Raw genomic sequence first — 23946 nt, forward strand, 5'->3', positions numbered from 1 at the left:
TGTATCCGCCTCCGTATGCTGGCGAGCGGGCTGGCGCGCTTCTATTCCAACAATGTCGCACGAGGCGCTCGCGAGCGAGCTGGGAACGAACATCGGGCCTCTTCGCGCGTCCCCTGCCCCGGCACGTGTTGCCACGTGCGCAGCATATGCGAGGATACGGAAGATGGCTGACGGCGCGATCGGTCCCACCAACACCACCCCAACCACCTTCGTCGACGCGCCGAACGGCGTGAAATACGCCTATCGGCGGTTCGGTGCTGAGACAGAAACGCCGCTATTGCTCCTGCCCCGCTTCCGCGGCGACATGGACACCTGGGATCCCGGGCTGCTCGATACGCTAGCCGCCGAGCGTCCCGTCGTCCTGTTCGACAATCGCGGCGTGAGCTCGACCAGTGGCAGGACCCCGTCGACGATCGCCGAGATGGCGCGCGACGTCATCGCCTTCTGCGAGGCGGTAGGGCTGAGCGCAGTCGATCTGCTCGGCTTCTCGCTCGGCGGCTTCGTCGCTCAGGAGACCGCGTTAATCCGACCGCATCTTATACGCCGCCTTATCCTTGCCGCCACCTCGCCGCAGGGCGCGCCGGATCTCCATGGCTGGCGCAAAGACATCGCAGATGCGGTTCGGCGCGACGAGCCGGGCGGAGCAGAGCTGCTCTACACCTTCTTCAAGCCGACCGAGACTAGCCAGGCGGCGGGACGGGAATATCTCGGCCGCTTCCTCGCGCGGACTTTCGACCGAGACGTCTCCAGCACTCTCCAGACGCGGGACGCGCATTATGACGCCGTCTGCGACTGGGGCATTCCCGATCACGGGAAGCTGCAACGCCTGTCAGGAATCGTGCAGCCTACTTTCGTCTGCAACGGTGACGCCGACGCGATGATCCCGCCGCGTTTCACGCATCTGATGGGTGGCCTCATCCCCGATGCCATCGTGAAGATCTATCCGGACGCCGGTCACGGTTTCCTGTTCCAGCATCATGCCGAGTTCGCTGAGGACGTGAACCGCTTCCTCGACGCCTGACCAAGATGCCACGCCCCGGCCGACCGGCTGGGGCGCGTGCCACGTCCGCCGGCCTCGCCGATGTCAATGCCAGGTCATCCACATACTTCGGCCGTTGCACGGCTCGATCGTCATCGGAATGATATCTGCGCGACCTCGGCCGTGATCCGCGCACTAGCCGCGCTCAGCAAGGCAACGATTAGCGTCCGCCGTCAAAGGGGCGCGAGAACGTCGGCATGTTCGACCGCCCCCCTCTTCTGCCGCTCCACCCAGCCCTCCACGTCACCGGGCGAGATGCCAAGTCGATCGAGGACTGCCATCGCAGCCTGCAGCCCATGAGGCTCGGCGTTGTCGATCACGGGCGGCAGGCCGATAGCGGCGAAAGCTTCCGCCTCGTCTGCTCCCCCGACCACGGCGATGCTGGTGAGATCGGGGAAGAAACGCTGCGCAATCGGCGAGAGCCCCGCCGTCAAATCGAGCGACGGCTTCGTCAGCACGCTGAGCCGCCTGCCGCCCATCGCGACCGGATCCCAGATCCTTGGGTCGGACAAGCTTCCGAAGATCACATTGTATCCGTCCGCCACGGCCTCCCGCAGCAATCGCGGATTCTCCTCGATAGCGGCGTAGCCGATGCCGAACGCGTTGAGAGCGTCAGCGATCGTGCGGCCCCGATCGCCCATGCCTACTACGAGCACCGGCTCGACTAGGTCGTGCGGTATCAGCTCAAACTGGGCGCGGGCACTCCGGATTCTGCGCAGCCTTCCCGCCATAGCCCGCCCGGCCTCGGCCAGATTCGGCGCGACAGCCAGCGTCAGCGCGACCGCGGCGATCAGAACCGAACTTCGGCTTTCGCCAACGAGCGCGCGCACCGACGGCAGGCTCAGGATGACGAATGCGAACTCCGATCCCTGCGCGAGGAGGAAGCCTAGCTGCGTCGAGCCAGGGACGGACCACCGAAAGAGAAGGCTTGCGCCGATGTTCAAGACAATTTTCGCCCCGACGATGATGGCGGCGACCACAAGAATTTCCGGCCAGAGGCGTGCCAGCGCGGTGAAGTCGAGCGGCAGGCCGACCGATATGAAGAAGAACCCGAGAAGCAGCCCGCGGAATGGTTTGATCTCCGATTGAATGATCGCCCGATACGGCGTTTCCGAGACCATCATGCCTCCAAGGAACGCGCCGAGTGTCAGAGAAAGGCCGACCGAGCCCGTGGCCCATCCGGCGGCAAGCGCGATCAGCAGCGCCACAGCGGTGAACATCTCCTCGTTGCGGTTGCGCGCCACGAGCTCGAACAGCGGCAGGACGAGATACCGGGCGGAGACGACGGCCACCGCAAATGCCCCGATCGCCTTTGCGAGGGCGAGCACGACTTCCAAGCCGACCGCCCTACCGGAGTCCAGCGCGGTGACGAAGATTAGGATGAAGATCGCGGCGACGTCCTGAAACACCAAGATCGACGTCGTGGTGATGCCGACGGGGCACCCCTGCTGGTGGCGCTCGACAATGATGCGGACGACAACTGCAGTGGAGGAGAGCGAAAGGGTGGCACCGACGACAAACGCCGCCATAGGCGGAAGCCCGAAGGCGAGCCCGATCACTCCGAGACCGGTTGATGCCAGGACGACCTGCGCGGACCCCATGCCGAAGATGTCGGTCGCCCTCTCCCGCAGGTGGCTGATCGAGAAGTGGAGGCCGATGTCGAACAGCAGAAGGACCACGCCCAGTTCCGCCAGCAGACTGAGAGGCTCCGTCAGCTTCACGGCACCCGTTGCGGAAAGTGCTATGCCGATCGCAAGGTATCCGACGATCGAGCTCAGCCGCATCATCCGCGTCGCGATCGCGGCGAGAACGCCCAGCGCCAGCAGCAGGATCACCGGCGCGAGCGCGGAGAGGATCGCCGTCTCCATCACCACCACCCGCGCAACGAAACCAGCCCGGGCGTCCCCACCCAGGCCAGACAGGTCGGATCCATCAGCCTAGTCGAACTTGTAGTCGGAAAGCTCGATGGTAACGAGTTCGGGCTCGGACATGGGCACGTTGTCCGGAGTGTTCGGCACGATCCGCATGTTCGAGTAAAGGGTGATGCCGTCCACGACCACGGGACCGGTCAGATAGTGTGCCGCCGAGTTGTTGCCCTGGATCTCGACCTCGTAGTCATGGCGACGCAGGAGCCCCTTGTCGTCGAAATAATAGTGCTGGATGCGACTATGGGTCGCGATGGTATCCGGGAATTCCACCCGCAGACGGCGCCACGTCTCCCCTCCCTCGCTCCACGGATCGACCTCGACCGAGACCACTCCGGGGCGCGTCAGAAGGAATGGCGCCGTGAGGTAGTTCCACATCGCGTAGCCGGCGAAGTAGCCGAGCTGAGGCAAACTCCACGGCGTCTCGAGCTCGAAGCCCTCGAAGGTCGGCCGGGGATTCGTTAGCTCCTCCACCACATTGCCGGCCTCGTCCTCGATCCGAACCAGTTCGGGAGTGAAGACCGAGTGATGGGTGGTCGGCGCGAACGGCCAGTGGGAGGTCCATTCCTTGCGAAGGTCGATTTTCACGTTCGCCTCCTGAAGGGTCGTTGCCTGCCCTTTCAACGGCCATAGCGCACCGCCCTGCTTCAGGCGCGCCGTGAGGAAGTCGAACTTGTTGAAGCGGTCGAGGCCGCCATGGGCGTTGATCGCGAAATCGACGAGGTCGGACATTGACGGCTCCTGAAGGACGAGGGTGCTTCCCCGCCACCTCGCGATCGACGGATGCGCTGGAATGCGCGCATGCTCCGGACGATCGCCGGCGCGGATCCGGCTGGATCCTCGTTGCCACCGTCCCCAAGCCGGTTCGAGCCATACCGTGGTATGGTGGGCATGGTCTTTGGATCGGCGAAGCTACCAGCGGAGCTTGATGCGCGGTCTGGCCCGTCGCCGTAACGCGGTCGACAGCGTCAGCACCGCCGTCCGCCACCAACCGATGCAGACCGCGAGGTGACTGCGATAGAGCGCGGCATAAGCGCTCCGGGCGGCGAATCCGGACAGGCCGAGACGCCCGCGCACTGGAATTGGCACCTCGCCCATCGCGTCCGTCCCGAAGGAGACGAGCGTCCCGAGGTAGCGATATCCATGTCATTCTCCAATCAGGCAGCTTAGCGGCAGCGCCTCAGGCGAAGGCGCTGAAGCCAGTCGCGGCCTTGCCGACGATGAGGTTCTGCATCTGGAAGGTGCCCTCGTAGGAGTAGAGCGCCTCGGCATCGGCGAAGACGGGCAAGGGTTTGTCTTGCGGCTTCGCTGCCGTTGCCATTCTCGGGTGCTGTCTACTGGTTCGCGTTCGACCATGCAGGCCCCAAGAGCCGCTGCGCGTCGGTCGGCCTGAAGATAGCGCTCCAAGTGTCGGGGCATATTTCCCCTTCGGTCTGCCATACGCATACGATCGTATGGGCGTCCCGCGGTCTTCAGGGTGCGAGAAGCCCACCACCGCCACGATGGCTCGGGGGGGAGACGGCGAGCGGTCGAACGTCGCGCGCATGCCGCGGTCGCGACGATGGTCGGCGTCGGCCACACCTCAGTATGATATGAGTTCGCGCCAGCCTTGAACTATCCGGCGGCGCATCACCGGCGTTCCCTGCTCGAATGGACAGGCGGTGCGCCGGACCACCGCCGCCGCTAGCGACTACGGCGGCCCCAGCTGCAGGAGACCGGCACATGAAACAGCAGACATCAGGGGAGATCGAAGCGGGTCGCTACCTTGGAACCCCCAGCGACCTCGGCGACGCGGCGACGCGCGACATCTCGGCCGCCCTCGGCGCGCTACTCGCGGATGTGTTCGCGCTATACCTCAAGACCAAGAACTTTCATTGGCACATGAGCGGACCGAGCTTCCGTGACTATCACCTGATGCTCGACGAGCAGGCGACCGAGATCTTCGCAATGACCGACCCGATCGCGGAACGTGCCAGGAAGATCGGAGGACAGACGATCAGGTCGATCTCCGACATCGCCGGCCGCCAACGCCTGCTCGACAACAACGAGCCGTATGTCGACCCGCAGGACATGCTCGCCGAGCTGCATGGCGACAACAAGCTGGTCGTGGCCGAGCTGCGCCGCGTCCACGAGCTGTGCGACGAGCATGCGGACATCGCGACGGCGAGCCTCATCGAGGTCTGGATCGACGAGGGCGAGCGACGCGGATGGTTCCTGTGGGAATGTGCGCGCAGTCGCCAGAGCGCGTAGGGTCCGTCACCGATCTCCTGGAAGTCTCGCGTCATCGCCCGGACCGCTGTGACCCTGGCCGTGACGCGAGACCACTTTCCTGCCGACATGGATGGCGAGCGCGGCGTTGCTGCACACCCTCGTGCGTAGTCAACTTCCCGTCCTCGCCAGCGGCCGCGTCAATGACTCGAGGCGGGCACCACGGGAAGCTGGAACCATACCGAGGCACCGGACAGCGACCTGCTCGCTTCGATGTCCATGGACCCGCCGTGCATCGCCACGATCGACCTGCTCATCGTCAGGCCGAAACCGGTCCTCCCGGCGGAGCCGGCCTCCTGGGCGGCGAACAGCGACGCGACGTCCGCCTGCGCGAGGCCGGGTCCACTGTCGCTAACCGTGCAGCGGGCGCACCCGTCAATCGCCATCAGGGACACGATCACGCTTCGCTCCGCCGCCTGCGAGCGTTCGAGCGCCTCAATCGCGTTCACGATGAGATTGACGACCACCTGACCGATCTGGGCGCGATCGATCAGCACGATATCATGCGTCCCCTCAACCTCCAGGGCGATGGCCACGTGTGCCGCCTTGGCCTCTCCCTCGATCAACTTCAGTGCGTCACTCACGACCTCGCGGAGCGGCTCCGGGTTGAGGGCCGGCGCGTGGCTCTGCGCCATACACCGCAGACGCTCGATGATGCCCTGCGACCGGGCGGTCGCAGACGAGATTCGATCGAACGCCCTCCGCGCCTCGCCGATCCGCGGCTCCGCCTGCTTTAGCCAGCGGTGGCCGGTCGAGGCCGATGCGGCAATCGCAGAGAGGGGCTGACTGATCTCGTGTGCGAACCAGGTGCAGAGCTCGCTCAGGAGGGAGAGCCGATAGGATTGCGCGAACTGCGCCTGGAGCCGGATGAGATCTGCCTGGGCGGCGATCCGATCGGCGATGTCCACCATCCCGATGATCGAGATGCGGCTCCCGCTTTCGCGAACCGACGCGCTGGCTAGGATGACGTCGAGCGTTCCACCGTCCAATCTCGTGAGATTGGTTTCGCACTCGTAGCTCCGGGATTCCATCCCGGCGATGAGCGTCTGGATGAAGCTGTCGGGTCTCGCACGCCATGCGAACGCTACGGACCGCCCGAGCAGTTCGGCCCCAGAGGCCGCACCAAGAATCCTCACGGCCTCCGGGTTCACGTCTTCGATGATGCAGGCCGCAGCCGCCCGCTCCCTGACATCGGGACAAGATCGCAGCAGCGACAGCAGGTCAGTGTCAGGACCGACGCCAAGCTCCGCGTAGAGCCTCGTCAGCCCGTCGCCGTTCACCCTGCAGAGCCCCAGCGGGAGATTCCGAAAGAGCGTGCGCTGCTTCGCGACTGCGTCTGGCATGGCCTCATCCGCCAGATCGAGACCACGCATGTCTGTGCACTGGACGAGCAGCCGCCCAGGGGCGTCGTCGCCGTCGACCTGCCGGACGGTGAACACCACCGGAACCAACTCACCGTCGAACGTGCGCAGCCTGCCCATGTGCCTCTCGGCACGCTGTGGGGACCGCATCGCCTCGAGCAGGCCGCAAAGGGCGTCACGGGCGGCATCGGGCCAGATAGCGGATAGCGTCATTGTGCCGACTGCGGGTTCCTGCCAGCCGAGAAGCGAGCAGGCGGCTTCGTTCAGAGACACGATGTTGGCAGCCGCGACGATCCCAGACACCCGATCGCGGCACTGCTCAGTCGCTACGTCGGACCATCCGGCCACGGCCAAGGCTTCGGACAAATCCACCACGATCGCCGCGACGCCCATCGCATCGCTCGTCAGGACAGGCGCCCGGTTACCCGACCGGCGAGGCTGCAAGCGCTGGCTAAGCGTGCCCATCAAGCCGCCCGGTGCATCGATCTTCGGGATGCGCCCAGTCGCTGGACTCAACACGACGTCGTCTGTCGGGACGACGCGGCTGACGTTGGCTTCAACTGTTTCCGCCGAGGCATCAAAACACTCCAAGTCCCCGCTACGACGACAACGCCGACAGTCGCGACGGGACCGAGCCGCAAATAGCATTCCGCCCCGTAAGCGTCTTCCCATACGCCGGTATGCACTCGTTCAATCGAGCACGGACCCGTCCCGTCGCGCGGCACGATTGTCCCAGCCTCCTCCCAGGCCGCGATAGAGCGTCACAATCGCCGTCGCCCGCGCGGAGCGGATCGACACGCGCTGCAGGCGTGTCTCCAGCAGCGATCGCTCCGCGTCGATCTGCTCGAGATAGGACGCGTATCCGGACCTGTATCGCCGGCGCGCCAGCTCGACCGATGCCGATGACGCAAGGATCTGCCGGTCGATCGCAGCCTCCTCCTCGGTCAGCCGGCTCACCGCGGTCATGGCGTTATCGACCTCCTCGAACGCCTTGAGGACAGTTCCCCGGTAGGAGAATGCGGCCGCGTCACGCCGTGCCGCGGCGACGTCGGCCTGGGCCCGCAGCTCACCACCTCGAAACAGCGGCGCCAGGATCGACCCGCCGATGGAGAACAGGCTGACAGGGTCGGAAAGAAGCGTCGACGCGACGGCGCCACTCGACGCCGACAGCTGGAGGTTCGGCAGAAATTCAGCCCGGGCCGCATCGAGGCTCCGATCAGTGGAAGCCAGCCGCATCTCGGCCTCGGCGACATCGGGGCGGAGGCGGACGAGCGCCGAAGGCAATGCGCTGGGAACCTCGATCCGAAGCAACGCTCCAAGATCGGCACCCCGGTCTATGGCAGCGGGCATACCTCCGACGAGGACGCTCAACGCGTTCTCCTGCTGGGAGACGGATAGACGCGTCGCGGGAATGAGCCGGGAAGCCGCCTCATATGCGGCCTCCGCCTGCCTCAATTCGAGCTGCGATCCATAGCCGGCCGCGGTCCGCCGCCTGATGACCGCCAGTTCCGCCTCTCGCGCTTTCGCCGTATCCGCAACGATCGCGAGCTGCTCGTCCAGTCCGCGCAGCAGCGCGTATCCCGAGACGACCGTCGCTATCAGCGATATGCGCGTTCCATCACGCGCGAAGGCGGTCGCGAGGAACGCCTTGCGACTTGCATCCGAAGCCGCGGACAGGCGCCCGAACAGATCGACCTCGTAGGTGATCGCGACCTCGCCGGCAGCCTGGCTCTGGTCCACCCCCATCCCGAACGCGTTGACGCTCCTGGACCTCGCCGACCCACCGTCAAGCCCGATCGACGGCGACAAGCGGCTCGCGGACGATCGAAACTGTGCGCGCGCCTCCTCCACCCTGGCGCCCGCGACGAGGAGGTCCGTGTTCCTCTCGAGCGCCGCGCGGACGAGACGGCCGAGAGCGGGATCGTCGAACCGGGACCACCAGTCCTCTGCTATGCGACCGGGGAGGCCAGCTTGCTCGCGCCAGCTGGTCGGTATTGTCACGGCGCTTCCCGAAGGCATGCCCGGTCGAGGTCCAGCGCAGGACGCAAGCAGAAGCAGCGACGTTGCAATCGCGGGTCTCATGGCGCGCCTGAGAGCTCGACCCGGGCGTTGACCGACATTCCCGGCCGGAGCCTCTGCAGAAGGGCTTGATCAGGATCGACGCGTATCAGAATGCCTAGCCGCTGAGGCACCTTCACGAAATTGCCGGTGGCGTTGTCCGGCTTGAGCACGGTGAACTCCCAACCGGTCGCGGGAGAGATGCTGGACACCGTCCCCGAAAGCCTCCGTCCCCCTAGCGCGTCGACCGTGAAGGACGCGCGCTGGCCGACCGCGATCCTGTCGGTCTGGCCCTCCTTGAACTGCGCGATCACCCAGCGGTCGCCCGGAACCAGCTCGAGAAGCGAGGTCCCGTTGGTGACGAACTGGCCCCGCCGCACGTGGATCTCCCCCAGCTGCCCGGCCTCCGGTGCACGGATGACCGTATGCAGGAGATCGATGCGCGCGAGCCGGAGCTGCGCCCGCGCGACCCTAACCTGCGCGGCAAGCCCCTCCCGACCGACCTTGACGGTCTGCAGATCCTGGCGGGCGATGTCCGACTTCGCGGTCGCCTGACGCAACCCCGCTTCCGCCTGGGCCAGCGCGGCCGCGGTCTGATCGCGCTCCTTGACCGAGATCGAGCCGTCTCCGACCAGGTCCAGCGCGCGCGCCATGTCCGACTTCGCACGCAGAAGCTGCGCCGATACGTTCTTCGCCGCAGCATCCTCCCCGGCGATGCCGGCGGTCCTGGCCGCCTGGGCCTGCTGGCTGTTTGCAAGGGCGGCCAGCTGGACATCGAGGTTGGCGTCCGCCTGCTCGACGCGTGCCCGATAGATGTCGTCATCGATCAGGGCCAGGAGCTGCCCGGGCGCGACACGGTCGTAGTCGCGCACCAGGACGCGGTTGACGTATCCGCTCACCTGCGGCGCTATGACCACCGTCCGCCCCCGGACGAGAGCGTTGTCCGTTTTCTCCGCGCCGCCAGCAAAGGGGCCGATCCCCCAAACCTGAAGGATGATGGCGACCGCCGCGAGGAGCGCGAGGGCGAAGATCGCCGTCACCCATGGCTTCTGATGCGGAGGCTGCCACGCCGCAGCGGCAACGGGGGCTTCCGGCGAGCTTGAAGGAGCGGCGGCGGACACGGTAGCAGCGGCATCCGTCATCGCGTCACCTGCTGGGCTTGGGCTCGACCGGCCTTCAATCTGGCCAGCAGAGTGACGCCTGCGATGAACGACGCGATCCCGAAGGCGAGGATCGTCACCACCCAGAATGTGTCGTTGAATGCGAGGACGTTCGCCTGTCCGCTCAGGGCCTGGCCCATGAGACCGGTCGCCTGCTGTCGCAACAGGATCGGATCCGCCACACGCGTCTCGAGCAGGCGGGCATAGATCCCGATCCGCTCGACTACGGCAGGGTCGCCCGTCGAAAGCGCCTCGGCCAACCGCTCGGAATGCACCCTCGCGCGTGTGATCTGAAAGGTGCTGAGCATCGCGGAGCCGGCGAGACCTCCGACGTTCTGGGTCGTGCTGAACAGCACGATGAGGCTGACGAGATAGTTGGGCCCTCTGGTGATGATCTGACCTATCCCGAAAAGGAGCGCCGGCCCCAGGAACAAGGTGGTTCCGAAGCCCAGGAGCGCCTGACTCAGGTAGAGCTCCGGCGGTCGGGTGACGCTCGTCGAATGAGTATCGAGCCAGGCCCCGACGCCGATGATCAGCGCCGCCGTCATTATCGTCGGGACGACCCGGTCGGGACGGAGCGTCAGCGCGACGGTGGCGATGCCGGCCGCCATGGCCACCATCACTGTCGCGAAGAGCGGATGCAGCTGGTCGCTCGTCAACCCGCCCAGCGTCAGCAGCCCGATCGCGGCATAGGTCTGCTCGCTGAGCGCCAGCCGGACCACGATGGCCACGAGGATGAAGAAGACGATCTCCTTGGTGCCGAACCACCGGACCAGGAGTAGTGGGCGCTCGCGGCGATCCTCGATGAACAGCGCGAGGGCCAGCATCGGGATTGCCGCTGCCAACATCCACCCGAGCCAGGCCGCGTCCGTCCACCAATAGAAGCGTCCCAGCGCGCACACGGTGCAGATCAGGAGCATGGATGCGATCGTGAGCATCACCGTCACCGCATCCAGCGGCTCGAACACCTTCCCGCGCTCGACCGGGGGCAGCGGCATCAGATTGAGCATCGCCCACGCGGCCAACGCCAGCGCGAGCTCGACCATGTGCAGGCCCTGCCAACCCAGCGGCGCGATGTCGGAGAGGGGGAACATCCTTGCCAGCGGGATCGCGAGCTGAGGCAGGCTGAAGCCGATCACCGCCGCGACCGGGCGCGTCTTCACCGGAAAGACCTGGAAGATGTTGTAGAGTGAGAGCGTCGTCAGACCGCCGGAAGCGAGGCCGCTGACCGCCCTTGCCAGTATCGCGGTCCCGAGAGTGGGATGGAGGATCTGCACCACCTGGGCCACCATCAGCGCGCCCAGCACCACGTGCATCGTAGCTGGAATGCCGAACTGGACGCGAGCCTTGACCAGCATGAGGTTGGCCGTAGCGTTGAAGGCGACATACACCGCGAGGAGGATGTTCGCTTCGGCGAGGTAGAGGCCCATGTCGCCGGAGATCGAGGCGAGGTTCGCCGTGATCATCCCGTTTCCAAGCCCGCTGCCGAGCGCCATCACCGCCGCCGATGTCGCGTAGAGCACCTTGTTGCGCGAAGTGTGGCGCGCAGAATACGGGCTCCCCGGGAAGAGAGGCCGCTCCTCCGGAGAGAAGCGATATTCGCTGCTCGCTGTCATTGCCACCGCCCTTCAATCATGGCGGCGCCCTACCCGAAGGGACCTGGACCACGACGGTCGCAACTTCCGGGCGAGGACCCTTCGCGACAAGACATACCCGGGTATGGCGATGCGGGCAGAAGGGCTGGTGCGCCCCTCCGCCCGCTGGGCAGTTAGAACCGGAAGCCGGCTCCGCCCAGGACCTGGTTCCGGGAGAAGCCGTCCGAGTAGTTGGAGTAGCGATACTCACCCGTGACGAAGAAGTGCTCGGCCAACGCGTATTCGAGGCCCGCTCCCAGCCGGAAGCCCGAACGATCGTCGCGACGGTCGATCTGCGTGGTCGTTCCGCCGGCCACCCGTGTGAGGCGATCGCTGAACCGGCCGTTCGTGTAGCCGGCCTTGCCGTAGAGCAGAACGCTCGGCGCAACGACGTAGCCTACGTGGCCGCCGACATAGAGATCGCGGTCGCCACGCTCGCACCGCCGTCCGTTGGTTACGGTGAAGCAGGACTTCTGCGTCGTCCCCGTGACCTCGACCTCCGGCGCGAGGCGAACGCGACCCACCGCGATGTCGTATCCGGCATTGCCGCCATAAACGAACCCCGATCCGTTCTCTCCATCGTGATCGATGCGGTCCCAACCGCCTACGATCGTGATGCGCGGGCCGACGAAGGCGCTCTCTTCCTGGGCGAGCGCGGGGGACGAAAGCAGGCAGGCGCCCAGCGCCATCGCCCCGACCAATATCTTCTGTGACATGTGAAACTCCTAGTAGCACCGAATTCGGCGACCGGGATCCCAAGAGATTGCGACCTTCTTGCGAATAATACTAAATTATGGACATACCAGTTCGCAAGAAAACTAATAATCAACCGTAAATTTTCATACTACAGTATATTTTCTTAACCGGATATTGCTAACTTAGTGATAGACATCATCTACAAAATCATTATCCACATTGACCTATCGCATTCTTCAGCACGTCATTCAGTATTATTTAACTTGAACGAGATTGATCTCAATTTGCAATCGCTCCTTCGCCCAAGGAGCAACCTCTCCAAACTACGGGGCGGCTCCCCTCGGGGCCGCCCCGCCTCTTCAACCTGGAAGACGTGCCAAGGACGTGCGTCCGCGGTAGGTGGGGATCACGGTCACGCCGCGTGCGAGCGACGCACCGAGCGAGCGGTCAACGTGTCTCGGTGAAGTCGAACGATCCGCGGCGACGGCGATAAGCGCCTCCATGTCCACCATGTGCGACGTCGCCGGAGCGGCCGCCGGGAGACCCGTCTCAGCCGTCAGCACCCTGGCGCCGTGCGTAAGGGTGCGGTGGACCGGACACCGGCCGGCGATCTCGAGCAGCCTGGCCTTCCGGTCAGGATCGATGTCGCCTTCGAATTCGATCCGACGGGTGAACACGTCCGGAAGCTCCTGCGCTGCCTCCTTGCGATGGCCTACGGCAGTGCACCTGACCTTGACGTCCCAACCCTTACGCTCGGCATAGAGCAGCAGCGTCATGGTAGTGCACGCGGCCAGTGCGGAGGCGAGGAGCTGATATGGGCTGGGCCCCGACCCGAGGCCCCCGACATCCGTCGGTTCGTCGGCCATGGAATGCGCCCCGCCTGCCGATATGGCAAGTTGGTAGCGCCCTTCCCCGGTTTTCTCGGCGATCGCCTCGTCCAGCTTCCCATCGACCTGCATCACGCAACCTCCCTCATTGTTCCCTTCGCGCAGCACCGGAGATCACCATCGTGCCCGGAATAGTGACAGCGGAGACCTCTATCTCAGCCTTGGAACAGGCTCCGGTCCACATGAGAAACCGCGTGCCGGGGCAGCACGGCTCCCAGCGGTGCTGAACACCCAGCTTGCGCGAGACGGACTGAATGATGTGCGAGCCGAGCCCATGCGCCCCGCCCCCGACGTGATTGATGCCCACGCCATCGTCCTCGACCAGCAGCCTCCAGTCGCCACCTGGCATCGCATCGAAGATGACGCGGACCTCGCCCGACACGTCGACGCGGTAGGCATGCTTGCACGCATTGCCGACCAGCTCGGTGACGAGGATGGCGAAGGCGGCCGCATGGTCGTTGGGAAGATCGAAGTCGTCGGCACGCACTGTGAGGGTGCGACGGTCGTCCTCGTCGGTGACGAGCGTCCTCAGCACATCGACCAGCTCCTCCAGAAACTCTCCCAGATTCACAGTCTCGCCCTCTGGATCGCGGTAGAGCCGACGATGGACGCTCGCGACCGCCTGAATCCGGCGCTGCGTGGCCGCGAGGACCGCCGCAGCCTGCGCGTCGCCCACAGTCCGGCTTTCAAGTCCGACGATGGCGGCGATCAGCGCGAGATTGTTGGCAACACGGTGATTCGTCTCCGATTCCGCCAGGAAGTTGTCGGAGAAGTGTGACGGGCGTGCATTCATTCGACGTTCCTCCACTCAGCCCGGGCTTCAGCGATCATTCGTGGATTGCGATCGTGCGACACCCAAGAGCCTGGCAGCCGCGGCACATCCGCAGGCTCGTGCTCATCCGCCCGACCGTAGCCTGCGAAGGAGACGGTTGCATCGAAACGCGGGAGCAGGTGCCGGCATACCTTGGTATGGAGGCCACATGGCCGGCATCCCAGGCTTCTGCCAATCGACGGCCCGCCTGCAGGCGGGCCGTGCGGGTATTCGCCGTTCCGATACGGGTTTTGGTGGTCAGCACCGGGATGACGAGCTGACTCCCGGCGCTCGGCATCCGTGCGGTTATAAGGGTCAGCGACCGACGCTGGGATTCAGGAAATCCCAGACCTGGGATATGACGACGGACCCCTCGCCCACCGACGACGCGACGCGCTTTACCGAACGGGCGCGCACATCGCCTACGGCGAAGATGCCCGGACACGACGTGCCGTATGGGCTTGCGGCCTGTACGGCGTCCCCGGTCAGGACGAAGCCCTTGTCGTCGAGCTGCACGAGCCCGGACAGCCAGTCCGTATTGGGCGCGGCGCCGACCATGATGAAGAGCGAGCAGGCACCCACCTCTGTGACGGCGCCATCCCGGACGTTCCGCACGGACACGCCCTCGAGCCTCTCGCCCCCGTCCAGCGCGACGACCTCCGCCCCATATTGAATGGTGATGGCCGGGTCCGCCTCCAGGCGGCTGGAGAGATAACTCGACATGGAGGCTGCCAGGGAGTTCCCGCGGACCAGCACCCGGACGCTGCGCGCGGCGCGGCTCAGGAACATGGCGGCCTGCCCGGCCGAGTTGCCACCGCCGATCACCACCACGTCGCCGCCATGACAGCTCCGGGCCTCGTTCTCGGTCGCGGCGTAGTAGACGCCCGCACCTTCGAGCTGAGCCAGTCCCTGGATCGGAAGACGGCGATACTGCACGCCCGTCGCCACGACGACGGCTCGCGCACGAATACGCTGGCCATTGTCGAAAGTGGCGCAGAAGTCGCCTTCATCCAGCCGTTCGAGAACCGCCACCCGCCGCGGGACCACGAACCTGGTGCCGAACTTCATCGCCTGGACCTCGCCGCGCCAGACGAGGTCTGCGCCGGAGATGCCGGTCGGAAAGCCCATGTAGTTCTCGATCCGGCTTGATGTGCCGGCCTGCCCACCGATCGCGGTGTCCTCGACGACGAGAGCGGTCAGCCCTTCCGCGCCGGCATACACGCCGGCCGCGACGCCCGCGGGTCCGCCGCCGATGATCACGACGTCGAAAGCCTCGTCGTCAACGAGCTCGCGCCCTATTCCAAGAAGCCTCGCGATGCGCTCGGGTGTCGGATCCTCGACGACATCCCGGCCGAAGATCACCATGGGCGCGGCGGCGGCGCCTGAGCAACTGACCGCGGCCTCCATCGCCTCATCGCTGCCGATCGCAAGCGAGGTGTAGGGAATGCGATTGCGGCTGGCGAAGTCGGCGATCCTCCGCACCGCACGGTCGGAATCCTCACCGATCAGTATCAAGGTCCCGTCGCCGCTGTCCAACTGCCGCCGGCGTCTGGCGGCGAACACCGTGATGATGATGTCCGACATCTCGGGAATCCGCGCCATCAGGGAGAGCATGGCCGCCCGCTCGACTTCGATGACGCGGGTCGGCCGGGCAGTGCGAAGCAGCATCGACCAGTGGCCGCCGTCCATGAATGCGATCTCGCCCATGAACTGGGTCGGGCCAAGCGTCGAGGGCACGTGCCGTTCGTCCGTAAGCGGGTTCACCACTTCGATCTCGCCATCGAGCACGTAGATGAAGCGGTCCGCCGGTTCCCCCGGGCGCGCAAGGAAGACGCCCTGACCATATTCGCGGATCACGCCCGCGCTCCTCAACGCCTCGACGTGCGAAGGCAGCAGCGGTGTCCGCTGCATCTCCTGCAGATCTCGTCCTATAGTCTCCATGTAATCCGACCTAACCTAGATGATGATGTCTGATGTTCGACCCGGCGACTGCGCCACGACCCTCATTATGCTATCGATAAGCTCGTCCGGGTCGAACGGCTTCCTAATGAAGCGATGGACGCCGCATGCGAGCGCCTGGCGCTCGATCTCCAAACTCGGAAACGCAGTGATGAGTATGACCGGCACCGCGTCGTTCTGAAGGAGCCTCGCAAGGTCGATGCCGCTCGATCCGGGCATCTGCACATCGCTGATTACCAGGACGAACCGTTCATGCCGCTCGGACAGGAAATTGTCCGCCGAACTGAACAGTCTGGCGGCCATCCCCATGCTCTCGACGAGACTTCCCAATGCCGATGCGACGTCCTCGTCGTCATCGACTATCGCTATCAGCCCAACTGAACCGGTGGGTGGAAGCGCTTCAACCAAAAGACGGTCTCCTCATGCACGCGACCATCCGGTGGCGGATCGAATCAAGAAACAGAGCGATCCCCGAATTCGGACGGGGAACGCGGAGAAACCCTACTATGCGGATCAACGGAGCTTGACCCATACCGTGGTATTGGTTGTCGAGACATTCGACAGGCGGCTAGGTTCGAGCGTCGACCATCCGGTCTTCGCTTGGTTCGGAGCCGCGATGCCACCCCCGTTGCGCGTTGCAGTCATTGACGACGACGAGGAGCTTCGGTTCGCCTTGGCAGATCTGCTGACGAGCCTGTCGCACGTCGTCGGCTGCTTCGCCGACGGCCCCTCCTACCTAGAGGCGCACGCCGACTTCAGACCGGACGTCATCATATCGGACTTCCACATGCCCGGCCTCACCGGCATTGAAATGGTGCGAGAACTCCGTGCAAGAGGCGCGGAGACGCCGGCGATACTGATTACCGCCTACGCGACCGAGGCGACGAGGAAGGCCTCGGAGGATGCCGGGTTCTTAGCGATGCTGAAGAAGCCGTTCGACACCGACGAATTCGTTCGCGTTATCGAGGCCACAGCGAACCTCTGAGCCATGCGTCCGCCAATCAGCTTCCTGAGACGGTCATTCGAAATTCGCGCAGCGCGCACAGGTTGAGCGACACTGCGTCGCATCACTCCGAGACAGGCAACTCAACGGTGATCACTGCCCCCGAACGGTCGGTCCGGTTGGCGGCGCTTATGCTGCCACCATGCGCCTCGACGATCGACCTGCAAATGCTCAGGCCGAGCCCAAGCCCATCGGACTTCGTCGAAAAGAAGCTGTCGAAGACCTGCGGCAAGTCCTCCTCCGCCATTCCCGGTCCGTTGTCCCTGACCTCCAGCACGATGCATCGACCGTCGCGACGCGCGTTCACGCTGATGGTCGGCATCCCGGTTTCATGGTCGCGCAGCGCCTGGGTGGCGTTCATCAGCAGATTGACGAGCAGCTGCTGGATCTGGACGCGGTCCACGACGACCACCAGGTCCTCGTCTTCGATGCCGTATGACAATGCGATCGAGGTCCGCTCGAACTCGTGCCGCACGAACCCGACCGAATCCTGAACGAGTTCGCCAATGGTGACCGGGGTGGCTGTTCCGGGCCTCCTGGCGGCCATGCCCCTCACCCGATCTATGATCTCGCTGGCCCTGACGGTCTGTGCAGCCACCCGTCCACATGCGCGCTTGGCAGCATCCACGTTCGGCTCAGGGAGATTCAGGTAGTTCAGTGCCGCCTGGACGCTCGTTCCGATCGTTGCGAGGGCCTGGCCGAGTTCATGGGCTATCGATGCCGACATCTCGCCCAGAGTCGAGATGCGCGAGACATGCGCGAGCTCATCGCGGAGCACATTCGTCATGGCCCGCTGACGCTGCTCGGCCGAGTTGTCGATGAACCCTGCCAGCCAAACCCCGTCCGACGCCCCAGGGACCCGCATGACGACGCAGAACAGGGATTCGAATGTCGACCCGTCGAGACGGTGGTTGGTCGCCTGCTGCTGGAAAGCCGTCTGTCCCTGCAGATACGCGTCGGCGACACTCTGAAGCGCGGTGCAGTCCTTGCTGAAGAAACGATTGGTCGTCTGGCCGATGAAATCGGCCTTCGAGCTGCCCCCAAAGACCCGAACGCCGGTCTCGTTGATGTCCAGGATGGTGGCACCGCTCCGGATGATTGCAGCGTCCTCGGGCGACATGGACAGATGGGCGACGAGGTTCGTGACCCCATCCGCTCCCAACTCCCGGCAGCGCTGCATGCGCTTGCGGGCATCGACCACGACGAACGAGATCGAGGAGACCTGCATGAACACGCGATACCAAGTGTCGCTCCAGTCGCTCTCAACGATGGGCACCACCTGCAGTATCCCAGGCGAACCCGCGATCTGCACCAGATCCGAAGCGGCGTCGGCATCTTCGATACGAGAAAGGTCAGTCGCCACGCACAGGCCTCCAATCCGGCGCCCACCGGAGAAATATTCCCGTCCGGGAGGAGTTAAATACACCTCGTCGCGCGGCGTTGAAAACAGGGTCGGGCGGCACGACTGCTGATGACGACCAAACAGCGGCCGCCTTCGCTAGAGTAGTAGAATTCCCCGCTGCGACGCAACGGTGATGGCATGGGTCCGATCCGCGACGCCGAGCTTCAGGAAGATGCTCTTCAGGTGCGCCTTGACCGTCTCCTCCGACACGCCAAGCTCGTGGGCGACCTGCTTGTTCGCCCGGCCAAACGCGATAAGCCTCAGCACCGCGATCTCCCGGTCGCTCAGCGGGTCGTCGATCACGTGACGCGCGATCTCGTCGGCGATCTCACGATGGATGTGCCGCACCATCGCGACTCTCGACCATCGAGGTAACGGTTCACAACACCTCCATCTGCGGCAGGAGATGCATCATGCCGCCACGGTAGTAGGCGAAGCGTCGACTCTGGAGATAGAAGACCCAGACGTCGCCCGACCGGAGAGCCAGAGCCTCCCGGGGCTTGCCGAAGGGCGCACCGGGAACCGGGGGCGACGGGATGGTATCGAAGGAGGTGCCATCGAGCCGAAACACGCCGTTCTCACCGCTCACCCAGAGGAAGCCCCGGGGATCCTGCGTTACGCTCGTGAGTTGGGTCGGTGCGCCCTCGTCGGGCGTCCAGCGCACATGTCTGTAGCTTCGAAACCCGTTCTGGTCGTCGAGTGACATTGCAGGGGCGGAAAGTCCAAAGACCCCGATAAACCACGCAACTCTGATCAGTGGGCTAAGGCGCAAGTGTCAGGTTTCCGGGAAAGCGTTGCCCCCGCATCCTGCCCCAGAAGAGGATCAGGTCGCCATCCTCAATCGAGGGGGCGCGCGCAATCCCGAGAACGGGTGCCGCCCCGGGGGCGGCACCCTCAACGTCATCGCCTCTTCAGAAGCCCTCGATGACCGTCTTGCCGATCGCCTTCCCGCTCTCGGCGACCCGATGTGCTTCGGCGATGGCTTCAGCATTTATCGGCGACAGCCGCTGCACCAGTGTCGACTTCAATTCACCTGCGTCCAGCATGTCCGAAATCTCTTCGAGCATGTCGTGCTGCGCGATCATGTCGCTGGTCCGGAACATCGGACGCGTGAACATGAACTCGAGCGAGACCGAGATCGACTTGCGCTTCAGCGGCATGATGTCGAACTGGGCGGGGTCGTCGATGAACACGACGTGCCCCTGCGGCGCGACGATCTTCGGAAAGATCGGCAGGTAGCGGTCACTCGCGGACAGTCCGGCCACGTAGTCCACGGTCGGGTGACCGATCCGCACCAGTTCCTCGTCGATCGGCTTGTGATGGTCGATGACATGGTGCGCGCCCATCTTCGCAGCCCAGTCGATGGTCTCCTCCCGCGACGCCGTCGCGATGACCGTGAGCCCGGTCAACCGCCGCGCCATCTGGATCAGGATCGATCCGACCCCGCCTGCGCCGTTGATGATCAGCAGGGAACCTCCCCCATTCTCGCCTCCGCGCGGTAGCCGGAGGCGATCGAACAGCAGCTCCCAGGCTGTGATGGCCGTCAGCGGCATCGCCGCAGCCTCGGCCCAGTCCAACGAGGCGGGCTTGCGACCCACGATCCGCTCGTCGACCGCATGCAATTCGGAGTTCGTGCCCGGCCGCGTAATGTCGCCCGCGTAGAACACCTCGTCTCCGACCTTGAAGAGGGAGACCTCGGAACCGACCGCCTCAACCAACCCGGCTGCGTCAAATCCGAGGATCTTGGGCCCTGCGTCCGCAGCCGACGGAAAGACGCGCGCCTTCACATCGACCGGATTGACGGAGACCGCCTTGATCCGAACGATCAGATCCCGGGGCCCGGCCACTGGTTCCGGCACGTCCATATCCACCAAGGTGCCGCCTCCCGCGACCGCACCGTCCTTCTTGAAGCCCACCGCCTTCATGCATGCATCTCCCTGTTATCGACTTTCGTTGCGAAACCCCGCGGATCGCGTGAAGGAGCGCTGCGCATAGACCGGGCATGATGCCCCGCGACGCACTCCGCCTCCTGAAACACGCTTTCGATCAACGCTCCGAGCTGTTCCTCCGTCCACCCGGCAATGAGGAAGGCGCCGACTTCGGCGCTTGGCATCCCCCAGCCGCAGCGGGCCGCCATCTGAGCGGTTCTACGAAGGGTTTCCAGGCAGCCCGCCCCGCCGGCCTCAAGCTCCAGCAGCCGCCTCCCCATGGAACTGCAGGCCAACGGCCGCGTATCGTCGCCCGTCCCCATGGCGATGACGAGCCACTCGAGCGGTGAGAAACAGCCTCCGAAGCACGCATCGACCGATGCGGCGGCTTTGATCCCGTTCTCGATCAGCATTTCTGCGCTCCAGTGGAAAGACCGTTCGACGGCGATTCCATCGTGCCCCGCGCAGCGCCCACCGAACATCGTACCGAAGGCGGGACGACGCCTACCAAAGTATGGCTGTGGCACTTCGTTTCGGCCGATCGCGCTGCGTCAGGTCCCGCACATATCAACGCGCAGGTGACGCCGTTGGCGCGTCTGCGGGATAGTCGCCGTCCTGAAATGGAGAGTGAAGATGGGATCCGAGATCAATTCAGAGCTGCCTGCCGAGAAGCCGGAAAGGGACGAAGCGCTGGATTAGGCCGTGGAGGAGACGTTCCCGACCAGCGACCCCATCCAGCTCAGCGCGCACGTGGATCGGGCTCGGGCCCGTCGCTCCCCACCGCGCGGGCGTCGAACTTAGGATGGCATGAATGGAAAAGGGCGAGGCCGTGCAGAAGACGGCCCCGCCCCGCGCTCGCACCGCTCAGCGGTCGCCGCCGGCCTGATCCAGCTGTTCGAATTCCTCATCCGTCAGAGCGATGTCCATCGCGCGGACGTTCTCCTCGAGGTGGGCGACCGAAGTCGTGCCGGGGATCGGCAGAATGACCGGGCTCCTCCGGAGAAGCCAGGCAATTGCGATCTGACCGGCGGTCGCATCGTGCCGAGCCGCGATAATCTCCAGCACCGAACCCGCTTCCGTCAGCCTTCCGGCCGCCAGCGGGAACCATGGAATGAAGCCGATATGGTGCGCCTCGCAGTAGTCGACGATCGTCTCGCTCGCGCGATCCGCCAGATTATAGCGGTTCTGGACGGTCGCGACCGGAAATACCGCGCGAGCGGCGACGATGTCGTCGATACCGACTTCGCTGAGGCCGGCGTGCCGAATAACGCCAGTGTCGATCAGCTGCCGGACCGCAGCGAACTGCTCGTCGCGCGGAACCTTCGGATCCACGCGGTGGAGCTGCCAGAGATCGATCCGCTCGACGTCGAGGATTTCCCGACTGCGCTCGGCCTGCGCCAGAAGATACTCGGGATCACCGCGCGGCACCCATTCCTCAGGACCGGGCCGGGTTAAACCAGCCTTCGTCGCGACGTGCAGACCAGTGCGATATGGATACAGCGCCTCGTGGATTAGCGGCTCGGTGATCCCCGGCCCGTAGCTGTCCGCCGTATCGATCAGATCGATCCCGAGCTCCGGCACGCGACGCAGCGTCCGCAGCGCAGTCTCGCGGTTCGACGGAGGTCCCCAAATTCCACGACCGGTCAGACGCATCGAACCGTATCCCAGCCGATTGACCGGCATGTCGCCGCCAATGGAGAACTTGTCCGCGTTCATCTTAGCCTCCTATCTTTGACCGACCTAGAACGACGTGATGACCGAGCGCGCGATCGCGCCGTGCTTCAGGTCCTCATATGCCTCGTTTATCTCGCTGATGTTGACCTCGCGCGAGATGAGGTAGTCGAGGTTGAAACGCCCCTGAAGGTAGAGGTCCGCATACATCGGGATGTCGTGCTTGATGTTGCTCGAGCCCATGTAGACTCCCTTCACCTCTATCTGCCGGACGATCGCATCGAGCCCAGCGAATGGGAACGTCTGACCGGGACGGTGCAGGCCGATGAGATAGGCCGAGCCACCCTTCCGAACGGCCTGGATGGCCAGCTCGGTGGTAACCGGGAGCCCGATCACCTCGAAGGCATGGTCAGCGCCCTGGGGTAGGACGGCCTTGATCGCCGCGACGGGATCCCCCTCCCCCGAATTGACGAAGTCAGTCGCGCCGAACTTGCGGGCGAGAGCTTCCTTGCCGGGCTGGTTGTCGACGGCGATGATGTGCGACGCTCCGGCGAGCTTGGCGCCTGCGATCGCGTTCAGGCCGACACCACCGACGCCGATCACGACCACCGTCTCACCGGCCTTCAGGTCGGCGGAGTTGATCGCAGCGCCGGCGCCCGTGATGACGCCGCAACCCAGGATCGAGGCCTGCGGGAAGGGAATCGCATCGGGTATCTTCACAAGCTGGTTCTCGTGGACGAGCGCCTGCTCGGCGAACGCCGCGGTTCCCCAGCCGGTGTAGACCGGCGTGTCGTCAGAGACGCGAACGAGGCGCTGGCCATCGCTCGCCGCCCGCATCGTCTCCTCGGGGCGATCGCACTGATACGTCCTGCCGGAGAGGCACGAGACGCAATGGCCGCAGAACTGAACCAGCGATCCCACGACGTGATCGCCGACCTTCAGCTCGCGAACGTCAGGGCCGATCTCGCGGACCACGCCGGCGAGTTCGTGTCCCAGCACGGCTGGCAGCGGCGTCCCGTAGTTCGCCTGCGCGAGATGCAGGTCCGAATGGCAGAGGCCGCACGCCTTGACGTCGACTAGGACCTCCCGACCCTTCGGAGCGTCGATGCGGACGTCCTCGACATCGAAGCGCCCCTCGTTGGAATTCAGAACCGCTGCCTTCATGTCTGGTCACCTTCGCGTGGGTTGGGACGCCGATTGGCGACCGGCATCCTAAGGTTCGCTGCAAGATGAAGGGGGAGCCAGACCTACCCAGGTATGGTGCCGGCCTCAGTCCGTATGGCGGCGCGGCATCTGCGGCACCCATACTCTAGTATGCTGTCGCTCTCGCCTCTTTGCTGGCATTTGGATGCAGTCCGGGGCACTATGGAGTAGCTCGACAGGGAGGCCGCTATGTTATCCGAAGCGAGGGCGGCAACCGCCAGCACCACACCTCAGCGGCCGATTATCCTGGTCGTGGACGACGATCCGGACATCCGGGACAGTCTAACCGACATGTTCGACTCCGTGGGCATGGGAACGATGGCCTACGGGACGACCGCCGAGATGCTCAGCGCCCCGCTACCCGATGGCCCGAGCTGCCTCGTCCTTGATCTCAGGCTCCCTGGTTCCAGCGGGCTCGAACTCCAGACGCATCTGGCGAGCCAGGGCGTGCACATCCCGATCATCTTCATCACCGGCTACGCGGACGTGCAGACTTCCGTTCGAGCGATGAAGGCCGGCGCTTTGGATTTCCTCGCGAAGCCGTTCGGTGAGCAGGAGCTGCTGGACGCAGTGTCCGACGCCCTTCGACGCGACGGAGACCGCCGCAACGCGCAGCGCGAGCGCAATTCCGTCCGGGAGCTTGGACAGCAGCTGACGGTTCGGGAGACCGATGTGCTTCGGGGCGTGGCCCGCGGACTGCTCAACAAGCAGATCGCCTTCGAACTCGGCATAACCGAGGTGACCGTGAAGATGCACCGGTCGAGCGCGGGCAAGAAGCTGAAGTCGATCTCGGTCGCGGACATGATCCGGAAGATCGAGCTCCTCGAGCTCTGAGATCCGAACGGCGCCCGCTCTACGAAGCGGACGCGCCACCGGCACCCGTCCTTCTTCAGCCAAGTGCGGCCAGGGCCATACCGAGGTATGTCTGTGACCTTCGTCGC

23 protein-coding genes are annotated in these 23946 nt (G+C 64.7%); 4 read left to right on the top strand and 19 right to left on the bottom strand.

Annotated features, from left to right (window positions below):
- The first annotated feature begins 52 nt into the window (after nucleotides 1-52).
- Nucleotides 53-1021 (top strand): alpha/beta fold hydrolase, encoded by a 969-nt coding sequence (locus BLS81_RS16940; RefSeq protein ID WP_218123148.1) that lies wholly within the window; start codon nucleotides 53-55, stop codon nucleotides 1019-1021.
- Nucleotides 1022-1212: 191 nt separating this feature from the next.
- On the opposite strand, the gene BLS81_RS16945 is transcribed toward BLS81_RS16940, so the two are convergent.
- The 3 genes from BLS81_RS16945 to BLS81_RS20860 all read right to left on the bottom strand — a co-directional run bounded on the left by BLS81_RS16945 (nucleotide 1213) and on the right by BLS81_RS20860 (nucleotide 4285).
- Complete coding sequence (locus BLS81_RS16945; protein ID WP_093225647.1) at nucleotides 1213-2907, bottom strand: cation:proton antiporter domain-containing protein; 1695 nt, start codon at nucleotides 2905-2907, stop codon at nucleotides 1213-1215.
- A 69-nt stretch (nucleotides 2908-2976) separates the two neighbouring features.
- Nucleotides 2977-3696: a hypothetical protein gene (locus BLS81_RS16950; RefSeq protein WP_093225649.1), complete on the bottom strand. Its 720-nt coding sequence runs from the start codon at nucleotides 3694-3696 to the stop codon at nucleotides 2977-2979.
- Nucleotides 3697-4144: 448 nt separating this feature from the next.
- Nucleotides 4145-4285: a hypothetical protein gene (locus BLS81_RS20860; RefSeq protein ID WP_176787210.1), complete on the bottom strand. Its 141-nt coding sequence runs from the start codon at nucleotides 4283-4285 to the stop codon at nucleotides 4145-4147.
- Nucleotides 4286-4686: 401 nt separating this feature from the next.
- Here BLS81_RS20860 and BLS81_RS16955 point away from each other — a divergent pair, with 401 nt between their 5' ends.
- Entirely contained in the window at nucleotides 4687-5214 is a 528-nt protein-coding gene (locus tag BLS81_RS16955; RefSeq protein WP_093225651.1) for a Dps family protein, read from the top strand.
- 158 nt (nucleotides 5215-5372) lie between these two features.
- Here BLS81_RS16955 and BLS81_RS16960 read toward each other — a convergent pair whose 3' ends face one another.
- From BLS81_RS16960 to BLS81_RS17000, 9 genes are all read right to left on the bottom strand, one after another.
- Nucleotides 5373-7184 carry a PAS domain-containing sensor histidine kinase gene (locus BLS81_RS16960; protein ID WP_176787222.1) on the bottom strand — a complete coding sequence of 604 codons (1812 nt, stop codon included), beginning with the start codon at nucleotides 7182-7184 and terminating at the stop codon, nucleotides 5373-5375.
- Between the two features lie 99 nt (nucleotides 7185-7283).
- On the bottom strand, nucleotides 7284-8675 hold the full coding sequence (locus BLS81_RS16965) for an efflux transporter outer membrane subunit (protein ID WP_093225654.1): 1392 nt from the start codon (nucleotides 8673-8675) through the stop codon (nucleotides 7284-7286).
- Nucleotides 8672-9691, bottom strand: coding sequence for an HlyD family secretion protein (locus BLS81_RS16970; protein WP_256326308.1), 1020 nt, complete (start codon nucleotides 9689-9691; stop codon nucleotides 8672-8674). The genes BLS81_RS16965 and BLS81_RS16970 overlap by 4 nt, the downstream gene beginning before the upstream one ends.
- Nucleotides 9692-9789: 98 nt before the next feature.
- Nucleotides 9790-11334, bottom strand: coding sequence for an MFS transporter (locus BLS81_RS16975; protein ID WP_176787223.1), 1545 nt, complete (start codon nucleotides 11332-11334; stop codon nucleotides 9790-9792).
- A gap of 245 nt (nucleotides 11335-11579) precedes the next feature.
- A complete protein-coding gene (locus tag BLS81_RS16980; RefSeq protein WP_176787224.1) occupies nucleotides 11580-12134 on the bottom strand; it encodes an outer membrane protein in 555 nt (184 codons plus the stop codon).
- Nucleotides 12135-12500: 366 nt separating this feature from the next.
- Nucleotides 12501-13100 (bottom strand): OsmC family protein, encoded by a 600-nt coding sequence (locus BLS81_RS16985; protein WP_093225658.1) that lies wholly within the window; start codon nucleotides 13098-13100, stop codon nucleotides 12501-12503.
- Nucleotides 13101-13113: 13 nt separating this feature from the next.
- Complete coding sequence (locus tag BLS81_RS16990; protein ID WP_093225660.1) at nucleotides 13114-13821, bottom strand: sensor histidine kinase; 708 nt, start codon at nucleotides 13819-13821, stop codon at nucleotides 13114-13116.
- 333 nt (nucleotides 13822-14154) lie between these two features.
- On the bottom strand, nucleotides 14155-15780 hold the full coding sequence (locus BLS81_RS16995) for an FAD-dependent oxidoreductase (protein WP_093225661.1): 1626 nt from the start codon (nucleotides 15778-15780) through the stop codon (nucleotides 14155-14157).
- Nucleotides 15781-15795: 15 nt separating this feature from the next.
- Nucleotides 15796-16206: a response regulator transcription factor gene (locus BLS81_RS17000; protein ID WP_093225814.1), complete on the bottom strand. Its 411-nt coding sequence runs from the start codon at nucleotides 16204-16206 to the stop codon at nucleotides 15796-15798.
- Nucleotides 16207-16321: 115 nt separating this feature from the next.
- On the opposite strand from BLS81_RS17000, the gene BLS81_RS17005 reads away from it, so the two are divergent.
- Complete coding sequence (locus BLS81_RS17005; RefSeq protein ID WP_176787225.1) at nucleotides 16322-16783, top strand: response regulator; 462 nt, start codon at nucleotides 16322-16324, stop codon at nucleotides 16781-16783.
- An 82-nt stretch (nucleotides 16784-16865) separates the two neighbouring features.
- Here BLS81_RS17005 and BLS81_RS17010 read toward each other — a convergent pair whose 3' ends face one another.
- The 7 genes from BLS81_RS17010 to BLS81_RS17040 form a co-directional block, all read right to left on the bottom strand.
- Nucleotides 16866-18164, bottom strand: a complete 1299-nt coding sequence (locus tag BLS81_RS17010; RefSeq protein ID WP_093225664.1) for a sensor histidine kinase — start codon at nucleotides 18162-18164, stop codon at nucleotides 16866-16868.
- 135 nt (nucleotides 18165-18299) lie between these two features.
- Nucleotides 18300-18554 (bottom strand): response regulator transcription factor, encoded by a 255-nt coding sequence (locus tag BLS81_RS17015; protein ID WP_093225666.1) that lies wholly within the window; start codon nucleotides 18552-18554, stop codon nucleotides 18300-18302.
- 28 nt (nucleotides 18555-18582) lie between these two features.
- On the bottom strand, nucleotides 18583-18909 hold the full coding sequence (locus BLS81_RS17020) for a hypothetical protein (protein ID WP_093225667.1): 327 nt from the start codon (nucleotides 18907-18909) through the stop codon (nucleotides 18583-18585).
- A gap of 205 nt (nucleotides 18910-19114) precedes the next feature.
- Nucleotides 19115-20128: a zinc-binding alcohol dehydrogenase family protein gene (locus tag BLS81_RS17025; protein WP_093225668.1), complete on the bottom strand. Its 1014-nt coding sequence runs from the start codon at nucleotides 20126-20128 to the stop codon at nucleotides 19115-19117.
- On the bottom strand, nucleotides 20125-20544 hold the full coding sequence (locus tag BLS81_RS17030; RefSeq protein ID WP_143023389.1) for a hypothetical protein: 420 nt from the start codon (nucleotides 20542-20544) through the stop codon (nucleotides 20125-20127). The genes BLS81_RS17025 and BLS81_RS17030 overlap by 4 nt, the downstream gene beginning before the upstream one ends.
- 451 nt (nucleotides 20545-20995) lie before the next feature.
- Nucleotides 20996-21847, bottom strand: coding sequence for an aldo/keto reductase (locus tag BLS81_RS17035; RefSeq protein WP_093225671.1), 852 nt, complete (start codon nucleotides 21845-21847; stop codon nucleotides 20996-20998).
- A gap of 24 nt (nucleotides 21848-21871) precedes the next feature.
- Nucleotides 21872-22966 carry a zinc-binding dehydrogenase gene (locus BLS81_RS17040; protein ID WP_093225673.1) on the bottom strand — a complete coding sequence of 365 codons (1095 nt, stop codon included), beginning with the start codon at nucleotides 22964-22966 and terminating at the stop codon, nucleotides 21872-21874.
- Nucleotides 22967-23194: 228 nt separating this feature from the next.
- Between BLS81_RS17040 and BLS81_RS17045 the strand changes: the two genes are divergently transcribed.
- A complete protein-coding gene (locus BLS81_RS17045) occupies nucleotides 23195-23839 on the top strand; it encodes a response regulator transcription factor (protein WP_093225674.1) in 645 nt (214 codons plus the stop codon).
- Nucleotides 23840-23946: the final 107 nt, after the last annotated feature.

This window comes from Sphingomonas sp. NFR15, from assembly GCF_900103265.1.
GTDB lineage: Bacteria > Pseudomonadota > Alphaproteobacteria > Sphingomonadales > Sphingomonadaceae > Sphingomonas > Sphingomonas pollutisoli.

Excerpts from the sequence above, each read along its gene's own strand:
- BLS81_RS16950 (WP_093225649.1), bottom strand. The coding sequence starts at position 3,696 with ATGTCCGACCTCGTCGATTTCGCGATCAACGCCCATGGCGGCCTCGAC.
- BLS81_RS16980 (WP_176787224.1), bottom strand. The coding sequence starts at position 12,134 with ATGGCGCTGGGCGCCTGCCTGCTTTCGTCCCCCGCGCTCGCCCAGGAA.
- BLS81_RS17045 (WP_093225674.1), top strand. The coding sequence starts at position 23,195 with ATGTTATCCGAAGCGAGGGCGGCAACCGCCAGCACCACACCTCAGCGG.
- BLS81_RS17020 (WP_093225667.1), bottom strand. The coding sequence starts at position 18,909 with ATGTCACTCGACGACCAGAACGGGTTTCGAAGCTACAGACATGTGCGC.
- BLS81_RS16985 (WP_093225658.1), bottom strand. The coding sequence starts at position 13,100 with ATGCAGGTCGATGGGAAGCTGGACGAGGCGATCGCCGAGAAAACCGGG.
- BLS81_RS17035 (WP_093225671.1), bottom strand. The coding sequence starts at position 21,847 with ATGAACGCGGACAAGTTCTCCATTGGCGGCGACATGCCGGTCAATCGG.
- BLS81_RS16995 (WP_093225661.1), bottom strand. The coding sequence starts at position 15,780 with ATGGAGACTATAGGACGAGATCTGCAGGAGATGCAGCGGACACCGCTG.
- BLS81_RS16940 (WP_218123148.1), top strand. The coding sequence starts at position 53 with ATGTCGCACGAGGCGCTCGCGAGCGAGCTGGGAACGAACATCGGGCCT.
- BLS81_RS17030 (WP_143023389.1), bottom strand. The coding sequence starts at position 20,544 with ATGCTGATCGAGAACGGGATCAAAGCCGCCGCATCGGTCGATGCGTGC.
- BLS81_RS16945 (WP_093225647.1), bottom strand. The coding sequence starts at position 2,907 with ATGGAGACGGCGATCCTCTCCGCGCTCGCGCCGGTGATCCTGCTGCTG.
- BLS81_RS17015 (WP_093225666.1), bottom strand. The coding sequence starts at position 18,554 with ATGGTGCGGCACATCCATCGTGAGATCGCCGACGAGATCGCGCGTCAC.
- BLS81_RS17025 (WP_093225668.1), bottom strand. The coding sequence starts at position 20,128 with ATGAAGGCGGTGGGCTTCAAGAAGGACGGTGCGGTCGCGGGAGGCGGC.
- BLS81_RS17040 (WP_093225673.1), bottom strand. The coding sequence starts at position 22,966 with ATGAAGGCAGCGGTTCTGAATTCCAACGAGGGGCGCTTCGATGTCGAG.
- BLS81_RS16990 (WP_093225660.1), bottom strand. The coding sequence starts at position 13,821 with ATGAATGCACGCCCGTCACACTTCTCCGACAACTTCCTGGCGGAATCG.
- BLS81_RS16955 (WP_093225651.1), top strand. The coding sequence starts at position 4,687 with ATGAAACAGCAGACATCAGGGGAGATCGAAGCGGGTCGCTACCTTGGA.
- BLS81_RS20860 (WP_176787210.1), bottom strand. The coding sequence starts at position 4,285 with ATGGCAACGGCAGCGAAGCCGCAAGACAAACCCTTGCCCGTCTTCGCC.
- BLS81_RS16965 (WP_093225654.1), bottom strand. The coding sequence starts at position 8,675 with ATGAGACCCGCGATTGCAACGTCGCTGCTTCTGCTTGCGTCCTGCGCT.